Origin of the sequence: Bacteroides xylanisolvens, assembly GCF_018289135.1 — a bacterium.
In the GTDB taxonomy this organism is placed as follows: Bacteria; Bacteroidota; Bacteroidia; order Bacteroidales; family Bacteroidaceae; genus Bacteroides; species Bacteroides xylanisolvens.
Genome location: NZ_CP072216.1, coordinates 3,005,209 through 3,021,394 on the forward strand (window position 1 = coordinate 3,005,209; position 16,186 = coordinate 3,021,394).

19 protein-coding genes are annotated in these 16,186 nt (G+C 48.3%); 17 read left to right on the plus strand and 2 right to left on the minus strand.

What is annotated here, in order from left to right:
* Positions 1-262 precede the first annotated feature (262 nt).
* The 8 genes from mobA (at position 263) to INE92_RS12920 (ending at position 6,165) form a co-directional block, all read left to right on the plus strand.
* Positions 263-721, plus strand: a complete 459-nt coding sequence (gene mobA, locus INE92_RS12885) for a conjugal transfer protein MobA (RefSeq protein WP_005644301.1) — start codon at positions 263-265, stop codon at positions 719-721.
* Position 722: 1 nt separating this feature from the next.
* Positions 723-1,976 carry a conjugal transfer protein MobB gene (gene mobB / locus INE92_RS12890; RefSeq protein ID WP_008777815.1) on the plus strand — a complete coding sequence of 418 codons (1,254 nt, stop codon included), beginning with the start codon at positions 723-725 and terminating at the stop codon, positions 1,974-1,976.
* A gap of 34 nt (positions 1,977-2,010) precedes the next feature.
* Positions 2,011-4,038 carry a conjugal transfer protein MobC gene (gene mobC, locus INE92_RS12895; protein WP_008777814.1) on the plus strand — a complete coding sequence of 676 codons (2,028 nt, stop codon included), beginning with the start codon at positions 2,011-2,013 and terminating at the stop codon, positions 4,036-4,038.
* Between the two features lie 223 nt (positions 4,039-4,261).
* Complete coding sequence (locus INE92_RS12900; RefSeq protein ID WP_008777813.1) at positions 4,262-4,798, plus strand: DUF4326 domain-containing protein; 537 nt, start codon at positions 4,262-4,264, stop codon at positions 4,796-4,798.
* Positions 4,799-4,822: 24 nt separating this feature from the next.
* Complete coding sequence (locus INE92_RS12905; RefSeq protein WP_008777812.1) at positions 4,823-5,089, plus strand: hypothetical protein; 267 nt, start codon at positions 4,823-4,825, stop codon at positions 5,087-5,089.
* A 10-nt stretch (positions 5,090-5,099) separates the two neighbouring features.
* Positions 5,100-5,354, plus strand: a complete 255-nt coding sequence (locus tag INE92_RS12910; protein ID WP_008777811.1) for a DUF6926 domain-containing protein — start codon at positions 5,100-5,102, stop codon at positions 5,352-5,354.
* A gap of 11 nt (positions 5,355-5,365) precedes the next feature.
* Positions 5,366-5,863 (plus strand): hypothetical protein, encoded by a 498-nt coding sequence (locus INE92_RS12915; protein ID WP_008777810.1) that lies wholly within the window; start codon positions 5,366-5,368, stop codon positions 5,861-5,863.
* Positions 5,864-5,874: 11 nt separating this feature from the next.
* The gene (locus INE92_RS12920; protein ID WP_005644280.1) at positions 5,875-6,165 is read left to right on the plus strand and encodes a DUF4120 family protein; all 291 of its coding nucleotides are present in this window, start codon (positions 5,875-5,877) and stop codon (positions 6,163-6,165) included.
* 186 nt (positions 6,166-6,351) lie between these two features.
* Here the strand turns inward: INE92_RS12920 and INE92_RS12925 are convergent, their stop codons facing one another.
* A complete protein-coding gene (locus INE92_RS12925) occupies positions 6,352-7,608 on the minus strand; it encodes an ATP-binding protein (protein WP_005644277.1) in 1,257 nt (418 codons plus the stop codon).
* Positions 7,609-8,254: 646 nt separating this feature from the next.
* A complete protein-coding gene (locus INE92_RS27110) occupies positions 8,255-8,380 on the minus strand; it encodes a hypothetical protein (RefSeq protein ID WP_256317531.1) in 126 nt (41 codons plus the stop codon).
* Between the two features lie 174 nt (positions 8,381-8,554).
* Between INE92_RS27110 and INE92_RS12935 the strand changes: the two genes are divergently transcribed.
* The 9 genes from INE92_RS12935 to INE92_RS12970 all read left to right on the plus strand — a co-directional run bounded on the left by INE92_RS12935 (position 8,555) and on the right by INE92_RS12970 (position 16,186).
* Entirely contained in the window at positions 8,555-10,315 is a 1,761-nt protein-coding gene (locus INE92_RS12935) for a DUF3945 domain-containing protein (protein WP_008777808.1), read from the plus strand.
* A 42-nt stretch (positions 10,316-10,357) separates the two neighbouring features.
* Positions 10,358-10,624, plus strand: coding sequence for a DUF4099 domain-containing protein (locus INE92_RS12940; protein ID WP_008777807.1), 267 nt, complete (start codon positions 10,358-10,360; stop codon positions 10,622-10,624).
* A 98-nt stretch (positions 10,625-10,722) separates the two neighbouring features.
* On the plus strand, positions 10,723-12,819 hold the full coding sequence (locus INE92_RS12945; RefSeq protein ID WP_212702044.1) for a type IA DNA topoisomerase: 2,097 nt from the start codon (positions 10,723-10,725) through the stop codon (positions 12,817-12,819).
* Between the two features lie 197 nt (positions 12,820-13,016).
* On the plus strand, positions 13,017-13,253 hold the full coding sequence (locus INE92_RS12950) for a hypothetical protein (protein ID WP_172718843.1): 237 nt from the start codon (positions 13,017-13,019) through the stop codon (positions 13,251-13,253).
* Between the two features lie 24 nt (positions 13,254-13,277).
* Entirely contained in the window at positions 13,278-13,640 is a 363-nt protein-coding gene (locus INE92_RS12955) for a hypothetical protein (RefSeq protein WP_008777805.1), read from the plus strand.
* Entirely contained in the window at positions 13,637-13,855 is a 219-nt protein-coding gene (locus INE92_RS26920) for a hypothetical protein (RefSeq protein WP_034530139.1), read from the plus strand. The genes INE92_RS12955 and INE92_RS26920 overlap by 4 nt, the downstream gene beginning before the upstream one ends.
* Positions 13,856-13,892: 37 nt before the next feature.
* Positions 13,893-14,840, plus strand: coding sequence for a PRTRC system protein E (locus tag INE92_RS12960; RefSeq protein ID WP_008777803.1), 948 nt, complete (start codon positions 13,893-13,895; stop codon positions 14,838-14,840).
* Positions 14,841-14,844: 4 nt separating this feature from the next.
* Positions 14,845-15,066, plus strand: coding sequence for a PRTRC system protein C (locus tag INE92_RS12965; protein ID WP_212702065.1), 222 nt, complete (start codon positions 14,845-14,847; stop codon positions 15,064-15,066).
* Positions 15,067-15,103: 37 nt separating this feature from the next.
* The gene (locus INE92_RS12970; RefSeq protein WP_008777795.1) at positions 15,104-16,186 is read left to right on the plus strand and encodes a hypothetical protein; all 1,083 of its coding nucleotides are present in this window, start codon (positions 15,104-15,106) and stop codon (positions 16,184-16,186) included.

A 16,186-nucleotide genomic window follows, 5' to 3' on the forward strand; every position in this document is an offset into this window, starting at 1 on the left:
TAGGATAAACCGCCATAACTTTGCACCGGCAACGGAACGGATACCGCTGCGGAGGTTTCCCGAAGCCGAAGAATGAGGCTGAAGGTCAAAACTTAATTTGACGAAGGAAAATTCATGTTCAAGCGAACATAGCAAGTTGTGTTTTGAGGCACCCGAAATAAATTCGGGCACTCAAAACAACTTGCCGCTCGCCCGACGGCTCGGGAGGGATTCACTCCAAAGTCGTGAATCCGGGACGGAAAATCAGAAACAGGAAACATCAATGCGTATGGAAGAAAACAGAAAGAAAAAATCGACAAAAGGTGTGGGGCGGAAGCCAAAATCCGACCCTGCCGTGCACCGTTATGTCGTACGGTTGAACTCGGAAGAGAACGGGCGTTTCAACATCCAGTTCCAGAAATCCGGATTGAAAGAGCATTCAAAATTTATCAAGGCGATGCTTTTCGGACACGAAATCAAGGTGGTTAAAATCGACAAGGCAACGATGGACTACTACATCCGCCTGACCAATTTCTACCACCAGTTCCAGGGTATCGGCAACAATTACAACCAGACGGTCAAGGCGGTCAAGACCAATTTCGGGGAAAAACGGGCATATGCCCTGCTCCGAAATCTAGAAAAGGCGACCATAGACCTGGTAGTGCTGAGCAAGCGGATTATTATGCTTACCCACGAGTTTGAAGAAGCCTACCTTATCAAAAGGAAAAGGGAGGAAGGATGATATGGTGGCGAAAATCAACAGAGGCGTTTCCCTTTACGGGGCAATCGTCTATAACCAGCAGAAAGTGGATGATGCCACGGCACGTATCATTTACGGGAACCGCATGATTACCGATGTCACGGGCAATCCTGAACAGGTCATGCGGCAGACGATATGGGCGTTCGAGAATTACCTGCTTGCCAACAAGAACACGGAGAAGCCCGTACTGCACATCTCGTTAAACCCCTCATTGGATGACCGGCTGACAGACAGCCAATTTGCCGACCTCGCCAAAGAGTATATGCAGAAGATGGGATATGGCGACCAGCCCTACATCGTATATGTACACGAGGACATCGGCCGCCGGCACATCCATATCGTATCCACCTGCGTGAACGAGAAAGGGGAAAAGATTGACGATGCCTACGAGTGGAACCGCTCGATGAAAGCCTGCCGGGAACTGGAACGGAAGTTCGGCCTGAAACAGGTGGAAGACAAGCGGAAGGAACTGCTGGAACCGTATCTCAAAAAAGCGGACTACCAAAGCGGTGACGTGAAGAAACAAGTATCCAATATCGTCAAGAGCGTATTCGGTACCTACCGTTACCAGTCTTTCGGAGAATACAGCGCGTTGCTTTCCTGTTTCAATATCGAGGCGAAGCAAGTGAAAGGCGAATTTGGTGAAGTACCCTATAACGGTATCGTCTATACCATGACAGATGATACGGGAAAACCGGTATGCACACCCATCAAGTCTTCCCTTATCGGTAAACGCTACGGTTACGAAGGGTTGGAAAAACGTATCGGTTACAACGCCCGCGAGTATAAAGCAAAAAAATGGCAACCGAAGATACGGAACGAGATTGCCCTTGCCATGCACGGCTGCCGTGGCAACAGAGAGGAATTTGTCCGTCTGCTTGCCAACAAAGGCATAGACGCGGTGTTCCGTGAAAACGATGAAGGACGCATCTATGGAGCGACCTTCATCGACCACAAGAACCGCGAGGTCTATAACGGCTCCCGACTTGGCAAGGAGTTCTCGGCGAATGCCTTTGAACGGCTCTTCAATAATCCTGACAACATCCCCAATGTGGATGCCCACATGCCGGACATCGGTCTGCAAAGCGGATTCTCCTCCGATATGGAAAGCGCCATCGAACAGGCTTTCGGTATATTCGCCATGGAGCAGAACGGTCCCGACCCACAGGAAGAGGCTCTTGCCCGAAGACTGCAACGTAAAAAGAAGAAGAAACGCCGCTCACGCGGAATTTCCTAATTACCGATTTTTCTAATATTAAAATTAGTTCATTATGCAACAGGAAGATGATTTGAGAGGACTGGCCAAAGTCATGGAATTCATGAGAGCTATCTCCATTGTGTTTATTGTCATTCACGTGTACTGGTTCTGCTACCGGTCATTTGTGGATATGGGTATAAATATAGGTGTGGTCGACAGGATACTGCTCAATTTCCAACGGACGGCAGGACTGTTCAGCAACTTGCTTATAACGAAAGTATTTGCCGTCATATTCCTTGCCCTCTCATGCCTGGGTACCCAAGGAGTGAAAAATCAGGAGATGACATGGGGCAGGATATACGCCGCTTTCCTTTCGGGATTGGTGCTGTTTTTCATGAACTGGTGGATGCTTGACCTGCCATTCTGCCCGACGGCCAACGCTGTCATATATACGGTAACACTTACCGCAGGATATATCCTTCTCTTGATGTCGGGTATGTGGATCAGTCGTATGCTGAAACACAACCTTATGGAAGATGTCTTCAATACTGCCAACGAGAGTTTCATGCAGGAAACAAGGCTTATGGAGAACGAGTATTCCGTCAACTTGCCCACGAAGTTTGTCTATCAGGGCAAGGAATGGGACGGATGGATCAACGTTGTAAACGTTTTTCGTGCGTCCATCGTACTGGGAACGCCCGGTTCGGGGAAAAGCTATGCAGTGGTAAACAATTACATAAAACAGCAGATTGAGAAATCCTTTGCCATGTATATTTATGATTACAAATTTCCGGATTTGTCCGAGATTGCATACAACCATTTGCTTAAGCACAAGGAGCATTACAAGGTAAGACCGGAGTTCTATGTCATTAATTTTGACGATCCGAGGCGCAGCCACCGCTGTAATCCTATCAATCCCAAGTTCATGGCGGATATTTCCGATGCTTATGAAAGTGCCTACACGATAATGCTCAATTTGAACAAGACCTGGATACAGAAGCAGGGTGATTTTTTCGTGGAATCACCGATTATCCTGCTCGCGGCAATCATCTGGTATCTGCGAATTTACAAGGACGGCAAGTATTGCACCTTCCCTCACACGATAGAATTCCTTAACAAGCCGTATGCTGATATTTTCACGATTCTCACCTCTTACCCGTCCCTCGAAAACTATCTTTCCCCCTTTATGGATGCCTGGCAGGGCGGAGCACAAGATCAGTTGCAGGGCCAGATAGCGAGTGCTAAAATCCCGCTTTCGAGGATGATTTCACCGCAGCTTTATTGGGTCATGACAGGCGATGACTTCACGTTGGATTTGAATAATCCTGAACATCCGAAAATCCTATGTGTGGGAAATAATCCGGACAGGCAGAATATCTACTCGGCGGCTCTCGGTCTGTATAATTCCCGTATAGTGAAACTGGTAAACAAGAAAGGACAGTTGAAATCCTCCATCATCATAGATGAGCTACCCACGATATATTTTCGGGGTATTGACAATCTGATAGCCACCGCCCGAAGCAACAAGGTGACAGTCTGTCTCGGCTTCCAGGATTTCTCCCAGCTGACCCGTGACTACGGTGAAAAAGAGGCGAAGGTAATCCAAAATACGGTCGGCAATATATTCAGCGGCCAGGTGGTAGGTGAAACCGCAAAGAGCCTTTCCGAGCGGTTCGGTAAAATCCTGCAACAAAGGCAATCCATCTCCATCAACCGGCAGGATACATCCACCTCCATCAACACGCAGTTGGATTCTCTGATACCGGCATCCAAAATAGCCAATCTTTCGCAGGGAACATTCGTGGGCAGCGTGGCGGACAATTTCGGAGAAGAGATAGAACAGAAGATTTTCCATGCGCGGATTATTGTCGACAGTGAAAAAGTGGCGGCGGAAACAAAAGCCTACAAGAAGATACCCGTCATCAACGAGTTCAAGGACGAGGACGGCAACGACATCATGCAGCAACAGATAGACCGCAACTATTCACGCATCAAGGCTGACGTACTGCAGATCATTGAGGAAGAGATGGCAAGGATAGCCAATGATCCGGATCTGAAACACCTGATTCCGCAGAAGAAAGATGATAAAAAAAACGAATAGAACAAGTCCGCTTTTTTATTTCAGCCTGCAAAGGTAGTCCCGTGCCCGCCTGGATTGAGCAAGGCCAAGCCCTTACGGGTTTCCGGAAAAATCTTCCGCGCTCCGCTTGCGGTATTTTTCCGGAAAGCCTTGCACAATCCGGCACGGGACAGTGATGCAGGCAAGAAATAAAATATCGGCTCACGAGCCGGTGAATGTTTAACTGAATAAAAGAAATATGGCTATGGGCAGAACAAGAGTGGTCAATATCCGCAAGGAAACCTGTGACGTGTACATTGGCAGGGCTGGATATGGCAAGGACGGTTATTTCGGGAATCCGTTCAGACTGGAAGCAACGATGGCAAAAGGCAGTACGCTTGGCCGATACAGGAAATACTTTTATCATCGCCTGAGTACGGATAAAGAGTTCCGCAAGCGGATCGGGAATTTGCAGGGCAAGACATTGGGATGTTTCTGCAAACCGGATCCTTGTCATGGGGACATCATTAAAGAATACCTGGACTGGATGGCTGAAAATGCGAATGAAGCAATCGTCATCGGGCAAATCCATTGGAAAGGATGTGTCTATCCCGTCAGGGAAATAGATGCCGGCAACCATATATTCAGGGTGTCAGTGGAGAGCCTGCGGAATGAACTGGCAAACGATATGCGTAACAGTATATATGAGGCAATGGAAGCCAGCGAAGAGATTGACGGTTACTGTACGGATGAAGAGTTGTGTACGCTGTCAGATACCGATTTGTATAAAATGTATTGTTGAACGAATTATAATGACAAATGAATTATGAGGAAAAGAAGCAATTTCACACCGATGAATAGATTCCATGAGATTATCGACCATTACGGTCTGAAACTGATGGAAGTAGGTGTCAATCACCTGAGAATATTCTCCGAAGGACGGAAACTTTTTGATTATTATCCGCTCCGGATGAAACTCTTCGACTACCGGCAATGGCAACAATTGACTTACCCGTCTTTCCTTAACGGTACGGACAAATGGGAAACGGAACTTGACGGCATCATCCAAAGACTGCTGGTATCACCGCAATAAACTTGAAAGTATGAAGGAAAACAATAATATGCCGCTCGTTTGGAACAACATTCCCGAATGGGCGATTTTTGCATTGGAGTACGGCATTGAAGAAGAATTGTTCCTTACCGATGAAGACAAGAATCTGATAACCCGATTCATCGGTGAAAATTTTCCGAACGGATATACCATGTCGGTGGATTGGGAAGCATACAGAGAGTTTGATGCTTACCCGGCCTTTGGGAAACCATGTAAAACGTATGAAGTGACTTTTATAACAGCATAAACCGATTTGAAATGAAAAAGATAATATTGAGTGAATACAATGCCATCCCGGAAAATTACCGTGGAATCTGGACTGTAGAACGTTGGGACTTGCCGGATTGGGCGGAAATACGAGAAAAATATATCGGCAAGCGCACCATGATGGTCAATGACAATGGCACGTGTCTGTTGGTTGAAGGAATAGGCTTTGAAATTGTGGATGACAGTACATGGAAAAAGCCCGATGAAGTCAGACAGGAAATAGGAGGTCTTTATCTGAAGTTCTACAGTGAGCAAGGATGTGAACCTCATTATGCGGACTGTGTCATCAGATGGTGTGACACACTGGAAACAGTAGAAGTAAGGATCGCTTTGGCTATGGATTCCGACACGGAAAAGGATGACGAGATATTCTTCTACTGCAATAGTCTGGAAGACTTGAAATCATTGACGGACAAAGATGGGGAGGATTTTACTGTTGCCGGATGCCTCGATTTCGGAATATACGAAGAATTGCTACAAACAACTTAAAATTACCGGATATGAAAATCAAATGTCAGGAACACTACGACAAGGTGGCGGAATACGCCAAAAGTATTGGTGACACAACCTTTCAGAATTGCATTGAACGCCTCAAACAATGGGAGAAGAACTCTGGCGGCAGGTATGAAATTGAACTATATTACGATTTCGCTCCGTATTCATTCGGATTTGCGGAAAGGACACCGGATGGAAGAAACGGCATTGTGGGTGGATTGCTCTACCACGGCAGACCGGATGAGTCTTTTGCCGTAATGATGGAACCATTTCACGGCTGGAGCATACATACATAAAATTTTTATACCACAAGTTAATCTGCAATTGCGTGAAAAACGGTGCAGGTAAAGTCAAAACTCCCTTTCTGATAAAACCACCCCTGTTACAGCTATTTGTAGCAGGGGTAGATTTATATTTTGGGTGCATTATGCACATTGTCCTTACTATTTTTACACACTATTATGCTACATATTATGGTGGATTCATAATAGATTTCCTTCTGTATCTTTAAGGAAATCTATTATATTAATGATTGATATGCCATCTGTATTCACATGAGAAGGGGTCAAACCTCCCACAATGACTATTTTAGGGAATCCATCTTTGATATGACGAAGGGAATTGGTTTCCTGGTCAATTTTTTCTTGAGTGGGCATATCAAGTGCTGATTGTATGTACACACGTTTATCCCCACTATTGCAAATGAAATCAACTTCCAGTAGTTTTCGCATTTTCTTTCCATCATCATTTGTTATTCTCACTTCCACTTGCCCTACATCAATCGAATACCCTCTGATACGCAGTTCGTTATATATGATATTTTCCATAAGATGACCCCCATCAATTTGACGGTAATTCAGACGGGCATTACGTAGTCCGACATCTTCAAAATAATATTTTGAAGGCGTGTTGATGTAATGCTTTCCTTTGATGTCATATCGAATGGCTTTTTCCAACATAAAGGCATCTTGTAACATTCCAAGATAACTCTGTATGGTTGTATCTGAAATACTATGACCTTTTACGGACTTGAATGTATTTTCAAGGTTTGTCGGATTGGTCAGGCAGCCTATATTGGAAGCAATAATATCTATAAGTTCACTCAAATCATCATCGTTTCTAATATTGTAACGCTCTTTTATATCGCGTATATAAGTTCCTTGAAACAAGGATTTTAGATAATTTTCTTTTTCTGTTTTCTTTGAAAAAGATACGACTTGTGGCATTCCTCCATAAATCATATAATCCTGTAGGGCAGAAAGTTCATTTGTGTACTGTCCTGCCTTGAGAAATTCCGAAAAACTCAGTGGATGGACTCTGATTTCATACCCTCGACCACGAAATTCTGTTTTTACATCACTGGACAACATTCGGCTATTGCTTCCTGTCACATATACGTCTGTATTTTTAATTTTCAGATAGCTGTTGAGTACATCTTCAAACTCAGGAACAAGTTGTATTTCATCCAATAGTATGTAATACATATCGTTATCTGTGATATGTCCATCGATGTGATCCAATAATCTGTCCGGCTCTCTGAGGTGTTTATTACGTCGGTCTTCCAAATCAACTTGAATAATGTGCTCTTCATTCACACCGTTTTCAAGTAATGATTGTTTGAATAATTCAAATAGAAGATAAGATTTTCCACAACGGCGTACACCGGTAATAATCTTAATCATTCCGTTGTGCATTACACTTCTTAGCTCTTGCAAATATTTATCCCTTGGTATAATCATGTTGCAAAAGTAGTGAAAATTATCAGTATTACGGTTATTCTATTGGAGAAAAATGGGTAAAAGACCAATTTTCTCCAATAGAAGGCGGATATAAGCGAATCCATGTTCATTATTTGCTCGCATTCATTAAAAATGAACATCCATAGATGAGTGAACAAAAACATTTTTTCATGTATTATCGTTCTGCAAGAGTAATCATTTTCTGATTACTTCTGCGAAATGATTGCAATTTTCTTGGGCTAAAGGTACATTTTTCCATATTCCTCTATAAAAATCCATCATAAGCCACGCTTCACTTGTCAAGTCCCTTTAAGAAGATAACTCGGAGGGACGATACCTTCTACGTTCAGGCCTGCGGTTTTCGGGCAAAAAATTCCCTTCGGTAATTTTTCACCCGAAAAAACGTTCCGGTATCGCCGTCCGAGTTGGAGAAACGTTCCGGGACTTAGCAAGCGAAGCGACCTACGACGCATAGGACAAAACCAAGATACAATCCGGCGGCGGTATTTTGCCGACACCTGATGTCCTAATGGATTATGCTGTCAACATCAACCGCACGTAAATTCTCATCCAGTCCTATGGAGTAACAGAAGGAAGCGGGGACTAAAGACAGCTCGCTCTCCACTCTGCATAATACAGTTTCTCTTTATCGGCTTCGTGTCGTTTGCGGCTTTTCCACCCTTTCCCATTTTCCCGTTCCGCCTTTTTTGTTTTTGGCTTTCCCTTCGCGTATTTCTCTCTCTTCTTTTATCGGACCCGGTACGTTTCTCACACTTTTATCCTTGATTCTTCCGTTTTTCCGCCTTGCGTTTTCTCCCTCTGCGGTGAAACGTGATGACATCCGATGAAACAGATAGTACAACGCATTGAGACATAGTGATTTATCAAATTTATGACTATATATTTGCGGTGACAACAACAGTTATAAACCCTAAAAATTACAGTTATGGCAAAGAAAAATGTAAGGGACGAACCCCCAAAAACGCAAGTCACCGAGAACGCCCAGCTGAGCGACATCGTGTTTATCCTCGACAAGATGGAACTGCTTCTACAGGCAATATCCGACATCGACAAGAACGGCAGGTACAAGACGGTTCCGGCAGACAAAAAACACCGGAACTCTTTCCTGAAAATTGACCGATATGCCAGCATGTTCGAGAATTTTCTGAAGAACTTTTGGAGCCAGTTGAAAGACCCGACTCGTTTCGGCATCCTTTCCGTCAAGGAGAATGCGCTGGACAACCCGGAAGTCAGACAGGCAATTGAGGATCTTGCCGCAGGCAGAAAATCAGACGCGGTGGAGGAATTTCTAAAGAAATACGAGATTGTTCCCCGCTCCAAAGAAAACCAAAGTATAAACCATCAAAATCAAGAAGAAATGGCAAAAAAAACTGAGACACAGCAACAGGCCGCTCCGGAAACCGCGCAGCAGCCGAAATACCGCTACAATGAATCCATGATCAACTGGGAGGAACTGAAGAAATACGGGCTGTCCCGCGAGTATCTTCAGGAACGCGGACTCCTTGACCAGATGCTCAGGGGCTACAAGACCAACCAGGTCGTGCCCATCAGCATGAATTTCGGTTCTGCCGTATTGCGTACCGACGCACGGCTGTCACTCCAGCAGTCCGTGGGAGGTCCCATCGTGCTGGGCATCCACGGTATCCGGCAGAAACCCGAACTCGACCGCCCGTACTTCGGGCATATCTTCTCCGAGGAGGACAAGAAGAACCTGCTTGAAACAGGCAATATGGGACGTGTCGTGGAACTGAAAGGACGGGGCGGTGAATACATCCCCTCTTTTGTCAGCATTGACAAGCTCACCAATGAGGTGGTCGCCATGCGTGCGGAAAATGTCTTCATCCCGAAGGAGATTAAAGGCGTAAAGCTTACCGAGCAGGAGCAGAACGACCTGCGCGAAGGCAAGAAGGTGTTCATCGAGGGTATGATTTCCAACAACGGAAAGGAGTTCGACGCCCACATCCAGATCAACGCCGAGCGCAGGGGCATCGAATATATCTTCGATAACGACAAGCTCTTCAACCGCCAGTCATTGGGTGGCGTGGAACTGACCAAACAGCAGGTTGAAGACCTGAATGCCGGAAAGGCCATTTTCGTGGAGGGAATGGAGCGTAAGGACGGGGAGAGATTCTCCTCCTATGTCAAGCTGGACGAGGTGACGGGCAGGCCCGCCTATACCCGCTACAATCCCGACTCCCCGGAGGGCGCACGGGAAATTTATATCCCGAACGAGATCAATGGCGTGAAAATCACCGCCGAGGAGCAGCAACAACTACGGGAGGGCAGGACCATCTTCCTCAATGACATGGTGAACCGCAAGGGCGAGGAGTTCTCCTCGTTCATCAAGGCGGACCTGGAAACCGGACGGCTCAGTTATTCACGCACTCCGGACGGTTTCGAGCAGCGTGCGGAATTCAAGATTCCGGATAAGGTGTGGGATGTGGAGCTTACCCGCAAGCAGCGTTCCGACCTGCAGAGTGGCAAGGCTGTTTTGGTGGAGGGTATCAAGGGATATGACGGCAAGACCATCTCCCAGTATGTCAAGGCGAACTTCAACCAGGGCAGGCTGGACTTCTACAACGAGAACCCCGACCGCAAGCGTGACGCCTCGCAACGAAATGTCGTGGCTGAAACACAGAGACAGGAACAGGGCAGCCGGAAATCCAAAGGCGCAAGTATAGCATGATGCATGAATCAAATGAATGTGGAATCCTAAAAGAAAAGAAATATGGAAATGAACAAGGAAAACAACACGCCTTTCAAGGTAGAGGACGTAAACTGGGAGGAACTGGCAGGTATCGGCATATTGAAAGACGAGCTGGAAATGTCGGGAGAACTCGACACGTTGCTCAAGGGGGAGAAAACGAATGTGATACGGCTCAGCCTGGTGCTGCTTGGTGTGGACGTGGTGATGGACGCCACGCTACAGCTGGTGCGCAAGGACGGCGGACCGCTGCTCGAAATCCTCGGCATCAAACCCATCGGACAACAGTAGCCCCTCCTTATATATAATATGTAAACTGAATGTATAACCGCCGTTTTCCGTTCCACCACACACCGGCAAGCGGGAAACGGCTTGACTTTATCCGAATCATGATAGCAATCATAGCAGAAAAACCGAGTGTCGGTCAGGACATAGCCCGTGTGGTCGGGGCTACAGAAAAAAAGGACGGCTACATAGTGGGAAACGGTTACATGGTGACATGGGCACTGGGACATCTGGTGTCACTGGCCTTACCGGATGCATACGGCTACACGAGAACCGCCGCCGAAGACCTTCCGATGATTCCCGATCCGTTCCGTCTTGTCGTGCGGCAGGTACGCACTGACAGGGGGATGGTGACGGACATCGCAACCGGCAGGCAGCTCAAGGTCATCAGCGAAGTGCTCACCGGATGCGAGAGCATCATCGTGGCGACCGATGCCGGACGTGAGGGGGAACTCATCTTCCGGTGGATATATTCTTATTTGGGCTGTACCAAGCCGTTCAAACGGTTGTGGATCTCCTCGCTTACCGACGAGGCCATCCGTGAGGGAATGGCAAGCCTCAAGGAAGGAACTGGATATGACAGCCTGTATGCAGCCGCGGACAGCAGGGCGAAGGCGGATTGGCTGGTGGGCATGAATGCCAGCCGCGCATTGGCGGCAGCCTCCGGTTCGGTGAACAACTCCATCGGACGGGTACAGACACCGACCCTTGCCATGATATGCGCACGCTTCAAGGAGAACCGTAACTTCGTCTCCACACCATACTGGCAGTTGCATATAGTGCTGAAAAGGGACAACGGGCACCGGCAGTTCATCCACACGAAGGAGTTCAAGGACAAGAATATGGCGGAAGCGGCATACAAGAGTATTACCCCCAGATCGGTGGTAACAATCACTAAAGTGAAGCGAGGGAAGGTATTCCAGCAGGCTCCGCTCCTGTACGATTTGACAGCCCTCCAGAAGGACTGTAATATTCATTACGATCTTCCGGTGGACAAGACCCTTGCCATCACACAGTCCCTGTACGAGAAAAAACTGGTTTCATATCCGAGGACAGGCAGCAGGTATATTCCGCAGGATGTCATGGCGCACATTCCGGTATTGTTGGAAAAGATAACAGCCATGCCGGAGTTCCGTGAGTACAGAAGGAGCTTAGACCTTTCCGCCCTGAATACACGAAGCGTGGATGCCGCAAAAGTGACCGACCACCATGCGCTGATTATCACCGGTATCGTCCCTGAGGGATTGTCCGAGGCGGAATCCACGGTTTATACTCTGATAGCCGGCAGAATGCTGGAAGCCTTCTCTCCCCCTTGCGAGAAAGAACTGCTGCTCATGGAGTGCGTATGCGGGGGACTGGACTTCCGCTCCCGTTCCACTGTCATCGCCAATCCGGGCTGGCGGGCGGTGTTCTCCCGAAAGGAGGACCGGGAAAAGGACGAGCCGGAAAGAGACGAAGGCACAGCATCTTTTACAGAGGGTGAGGAAATACCGGTCATGGGACATGGACTGTCACAGAAAAAAACATTGCCCAAACCTCTCTATACGGAAGCCACCCTGCTCACGGCCATGGAGAACTGCGGCAAGGAAATCACTAACGGACAGGCACGCGAAGCGGTGAAGGATACGGGTATCGGTACGCCTGCCACCCGTGCCGCCATCATCACGACCCTGCTCAAACGTGACTACATCGAGCGTTCCGGCAAGAACATCCGTCCGACGGAAAAGGGGCTTTACCTCTATGAATCGGTAAAGGACATGATGGTGGCTGACGCGGAGCTGACCGGCATATGGGAAAAGGCGCTGGAACAGATAGAGTGGCGTACCCTCGATCCGGAAAGCTTCATGCTCTCCATCAGGGAATACACGGGAAAAGTTACCGGCGAGATACTGCGTCTCAAATTTCCGGAGCCGTCATCATGCGTCCTTGCCTGCCCCAAGTGCAAGACCGGCAACGTGGTGGTGAAGTCCAAAGTCGCAAAATGCGACCGTGAAGGATGCGGACTGCTGGTGTTCCGCCGTTTTCTGAACAAGGAACTGACGGACCAGCATCTCGAACAGCTTTTCTCTTCCGGCTCCACCCGGCTGATCAAGGGCTTCAAGGGCAAGAAAGGGGTGCCTTTCGACGCGACGGTCATCTTTGACGAAAGTTTTAACCTGAAACTTTCTTTCCCAAAATCCAAGGGCGGGAAAGGTAAATGATACCGTCATCCCAATTCCGGGGCAAAGGTAGCGGAACCGCCCGTTGCCACCTGCAAGGTCGGGCCTTGCAGGTTTCGGGGAAAATCATCCTCGCCATGCTCCGGTATTTTCCCCGAAAACCTTGCCTGTGGAGGCGGTCCGCATACTGGCCCCTGAAATTGGAAATGGCATGTTTCACCTTTTAATAGCAAATGATCATGAAAGCAAAGGAATGTATCGAAAAACCGAGAACCGGCAAATGGATAAAAAGAATGGCACTGGCCGCCGCAGCCTTCATAGTGTTCAGTTATCTCTATTCAAGAGGAATTTCGCCGGTATGGACGGCAGTCGCCATCGTCTGTTTCAGGGGATTCTTCAGGTTCCTCTATAAAATCGCCTGCCTTCTGGTAGCGGCGGCGATACTTTTCTGCATCCTCAGTTGCCTGGTATTCTGATTCCACCGGCAACAATATCGGGAAATGAAACAAATGCTGCATATAAACCACTGTAATACCTTGCAGAACAGGGCTGTCCCCACGAACGGCCCTGTTTTGTATTCCACACTTTATGAGGACAAGGGTAACGGGAACAGGGACGGAAAGGAAAGAGGGCATATACAGCCATTGGCAGACCGGGAACTACAGGGCAAAGTTGGCAAACGCTTCTTTTCGGACGGCAAGGCCGGGACCCTTCGGGTTTCGCGGAAAAATCATCCTCGCCCGGAGGGCTTGCGGTATTTTTCCCGAAAGCCTTGCCTTTCCGGAAGCGTCTGCCGTAAAGCCCTTGTAGTTCAACGGGCTGCCAAAGCCCGAGTATCCACAATTAAAATGATAAAGCTATGAATCAAGCAATCATCTCAAGACCGCCGACGGCACCGGTACAGATACCAATGCCGATACCGGCAAGAAGAAAGTACCATACCCCGGAACCGACCGTCAAATTCCCTCCACGGGAAAAGGGCGGACCCGTACACATCTCCACACTGCTGGACCCGATACTGGAGATAAGCAGTCATCCTGACCGGAACAGGCTGCTGGTGGAGTTCTTCAACAGATAGAAAGAATACGGTTATTCACACTTTAATCCATATAATTATGTTTTTTACAGCAATCAACCAGATGATGACAGAAGGAGTCGACCTGACACTCGTCATCCGTAAAGCGAACGGACAAATGGCGGTATCCGTACTGCCGAAGTCAAACGGGCTGAAAGACGAAGCCCAGAACCACATTATCCCGTTGACCCTCAAGGGAGTTCCGCAGGAACTGGATACCGGATTCCTGCAAGCCGTCGCCCGGCCGGTGCAGAAAGCCACGGGACTGATCACCAACATGGCGCAGTTCGAGGCACAGACGGAAAAGGCCGCTTCCGAGAGCAAGGTGGCGAAGGATGCAAAGGCCAAGGAGACGAAAGAGGAGAAAGAGAAACGGGAGAAGTACGAGAAGCATCTCAAGAAAGCTGAGGAACTGATTGCCGCGGGAAACCATAAGGATGCAGTGACGGCTCTCGGACAGGCCCGACTTTATGCCAAGCCGCAGGACCAGAAGAAGATTGACGAGATGCTGGAGCAGCAGAAAAAGGCCATGAACCGGGGAAGCCTGTTCGAGCTGATGGAAGAACTGCCTGCACCGCAACAGCTCCGGTCACAACCACCGGCAGCAACGGCACAACAGCCGCAGCCTGCACCGCACTGTCCGCCGCAATCCCAGGCATCAGGACCAGCGGGCGGACAAATTCCTAACAAGCAGCAGACAATGTGGCCGCCACAGCAGCCTGCGCAAAGGCCTGCACCGCATCAGGCTCCCCCACAGCCGCAATATGCCGGGCAACGGCCGATGAGCCACCAGCTCCCTCCACAGCATGCATACGCGGAACAACAGATTTCATACCGGCAGGAACGGGAGCAAAATCCCGAAGACCTCTATCCGTACTATCAGAGGGGACAGGAAGTCCCTACCTACCGCCCGGAAGATTATGAGGAATATCCCGATTTCCCGCAATCTATGTTAGAACCCAATGTCTCACATTATCAAAGCATTTAATATTATGGCATTAGAAATCAAGGGAATGACACGTTCATTCACATTCAAGAAAGGCAACGGGATGGTCACACTCGATGACCCGAACACGTCGGACAGCCCCGAAATGGTCATGAACTACTACTCGAACTTCTATCCGGAACTGACCACGGCGACGGTGCACGGGTCGGTCATCAAGGAAGACAAGGCGGTGTATGAATTCAAAACTACCATCGGGACAAAAGGATAAAAGCAATGGGAAAGGACAATAAAAAACAGAAGAAATCATGTGTACCATTGGACGAACAGCAGGTGGAACGGCTTGCAAGGCTCATCATCGGACAGACCGTACGCAATATCCGTTACGGTACGGACAGGAAAGAAAGGATTACGGCACCGAGGGGTGCCGTTCCTCTTTTCTGAACACCACGTTTCAGCCAAAACCTTTGCCGAGTCTTGTCGTGGAAGATTCCGACGGGAAAAGGCACAATCTCATCACGCGGGACAACTACGGGTTCCTGCGTGACTCCTTCTTCAGATATGCCTATCTGATGGAGAAGGAGGCGGTACATACCCCGGGCCGGACGTTCGGGGAAGGGATCGCAAGGCTGCACGAGGAGATGGATGCCCTTGTCGGTGAGGGGCTGAACGTCAATATCGAAGAGCAAGACGGACGGTTGCTGTTCAAGCTCTGGAAAGCCCATCATTGGGGAAAACTGACACTGTATTATTTCCCGATGAAGTTCGTGGAGGCTCTCGGATCGGAATTGAGACGTATCTCCATCACGTTCATCCATGAATTGATGAAGGCAAACGGAATACAGACCGTTCTGGATGAGGACGACACGGAATATGTCCTGACCTGGATTTCAGAGGAAGTACCGGAAGAGACTCCGGAGGAAAGGAAAAAACGACTGAGACTCCTGCGCTCCTACGAGAACGGCAGAATAAAGAGGCTGCTCCAAAGGGTGGAATGCAAGTGTTACTACAAGAACCTGCCGAAGGCACTTGACAGGTATAAAGCCCGGAACGACTACGAACGGTCACTGGTCTCCGCCATGAAGGAGGGGCTGCAATTCCTGTCACCGGAACGTGGCATCATGGAATACAGCTACGATCCCTTTTATGAGAAAGAACCGGAGTTCCACCCCATGTACCTCTACCAACAGATACGTGTGATCTATGACAGTTACGATATGGTGACGGATTACCTCGTGGATTGTTACAATTCCCACAGTAGGGAGACTTACGACATCATACCGGTTACGACACTCGACCTGTCTCCCGAAACGGAAAAGCTGTTCCGCATGGATGACTATCCGGAACGCTTCTTCAAATGGGCGGACAAATTCATCAACATAATAATTTGA

Coding starts and splice junctions, on each gene's coding strand:
- INE92_RS12925 (WP_005644277.1), bottom strand. CDS start 7,608: ATGATTATACCAAGGGATAAATATTTGCAAGAGCTAAGAAGTGTAATG.
- INE92_RS12960 (WP_008777803.1), top strand. CDS start 13,893: ATGTTTTTTACAGCAATCAACCAGATGATGACAGAAGGAGTCGACCTG.
- INE92_RS12945 (WP_212702044.1), top strand. CDS start 10,723: ATGATAGCAATCATAGCAGAAAAACCGAGTGTCGGTCAGGACATAGCC.
- INE92_RS12970 (WP_008777795.1), top strand. CDS start 15,104: ATGTGTACCATTGGACGAACAGCAGGTGGAACGGCTTGCAAGGCTCAT.
- INE92_RS12900 (WP_008777813.1), top strand. CDS start 4,262: ATGGGCAGAACAAGAGTGGTCAATATCCGCAAGGAAACCTGTGACGTG.
- INE92_RS12935 (WP_008777808.1), top strand. CDS start 8,555: ATGGCAAAGAAAAATGTAAGGGACGAACCCCCAAAAACGCAAGTCACC.
- INE92_RS12920 (WP_005644280.1), top strand. CDS start 5,875: ATGAAAATCAAATGTCAGGAACACTACGACAAGGTGGCGGAATACGCC.
- INE92_RS12950 (WP_172718843.1), top strand. CDS start 13,017: ATGAAAGCAAAGGAATGTATCGAAAAACCGAGAACCGGCAAATGGATA.
- INE92_RS12940 (WP_008777807.1), top strand. CDS start 10,358: ATGGAAATGAACAAGGAAAACAACACGCCTTTCAAGGTAGAGGACGTA.
- INE92_RS12955 (WP_008777805.1), top strand. CDS start 13,278: ATGAAACAAATGCTGCATATAAACCACTGTAATACCTTGCAGAACAGG.
- INE92_RS12915 (WP_008777810.1), top strand. CDS start 5,366: ATGAAAAAGATAATATTGAGTGAATACAATGCCATCCCGGAAAATTAC.
- mobB (WP_008777815.1), top strand. CDS start 723: ATGGTGGCGAAAATCAACAGAGGCGTTTCCCTTTACGGGGCAATCGTC.
- mobA (WP_005644301.1), top strand. CDS start 263: ATGCGTATGGAAGAAAACAGAAAGAAAAAATCGACAAAAGGTGTGGGG.
- INE92_RS26920 (WP_034530139.1), top strand. CDS start 13,637: ATGAATCAAGCAATCATCTCAAGACCGCCGACGGCACCGGTACAGATA.
- INE92_RS12905 (WP_008777812.1), top strand. CDS start 4,823: ATGAGGAAAAGAAGCAATTTCACACCGATGAATAGATTCCATGAGATT.
- INE92_RS12910 (WP_008777811.1), top strand. CDS start 5,100: ATGAAGGAAAACAATAATATGCCGCTCGTTTGGAACAACATTCCCGAA.
- INE92_RS12965 (WP_212702065.1), top strand. CDS start 14,845: ATGGCATTAGAAATCAAGGGAATGACACGTTCATTCACATTCAAGAAA.
- mobC (WP_008777814.1), top strand. CDS start 2,011: ATGCAACAGGAAGATGATTTGAGAGGACTGGCCAAAGTCATGGAATTC.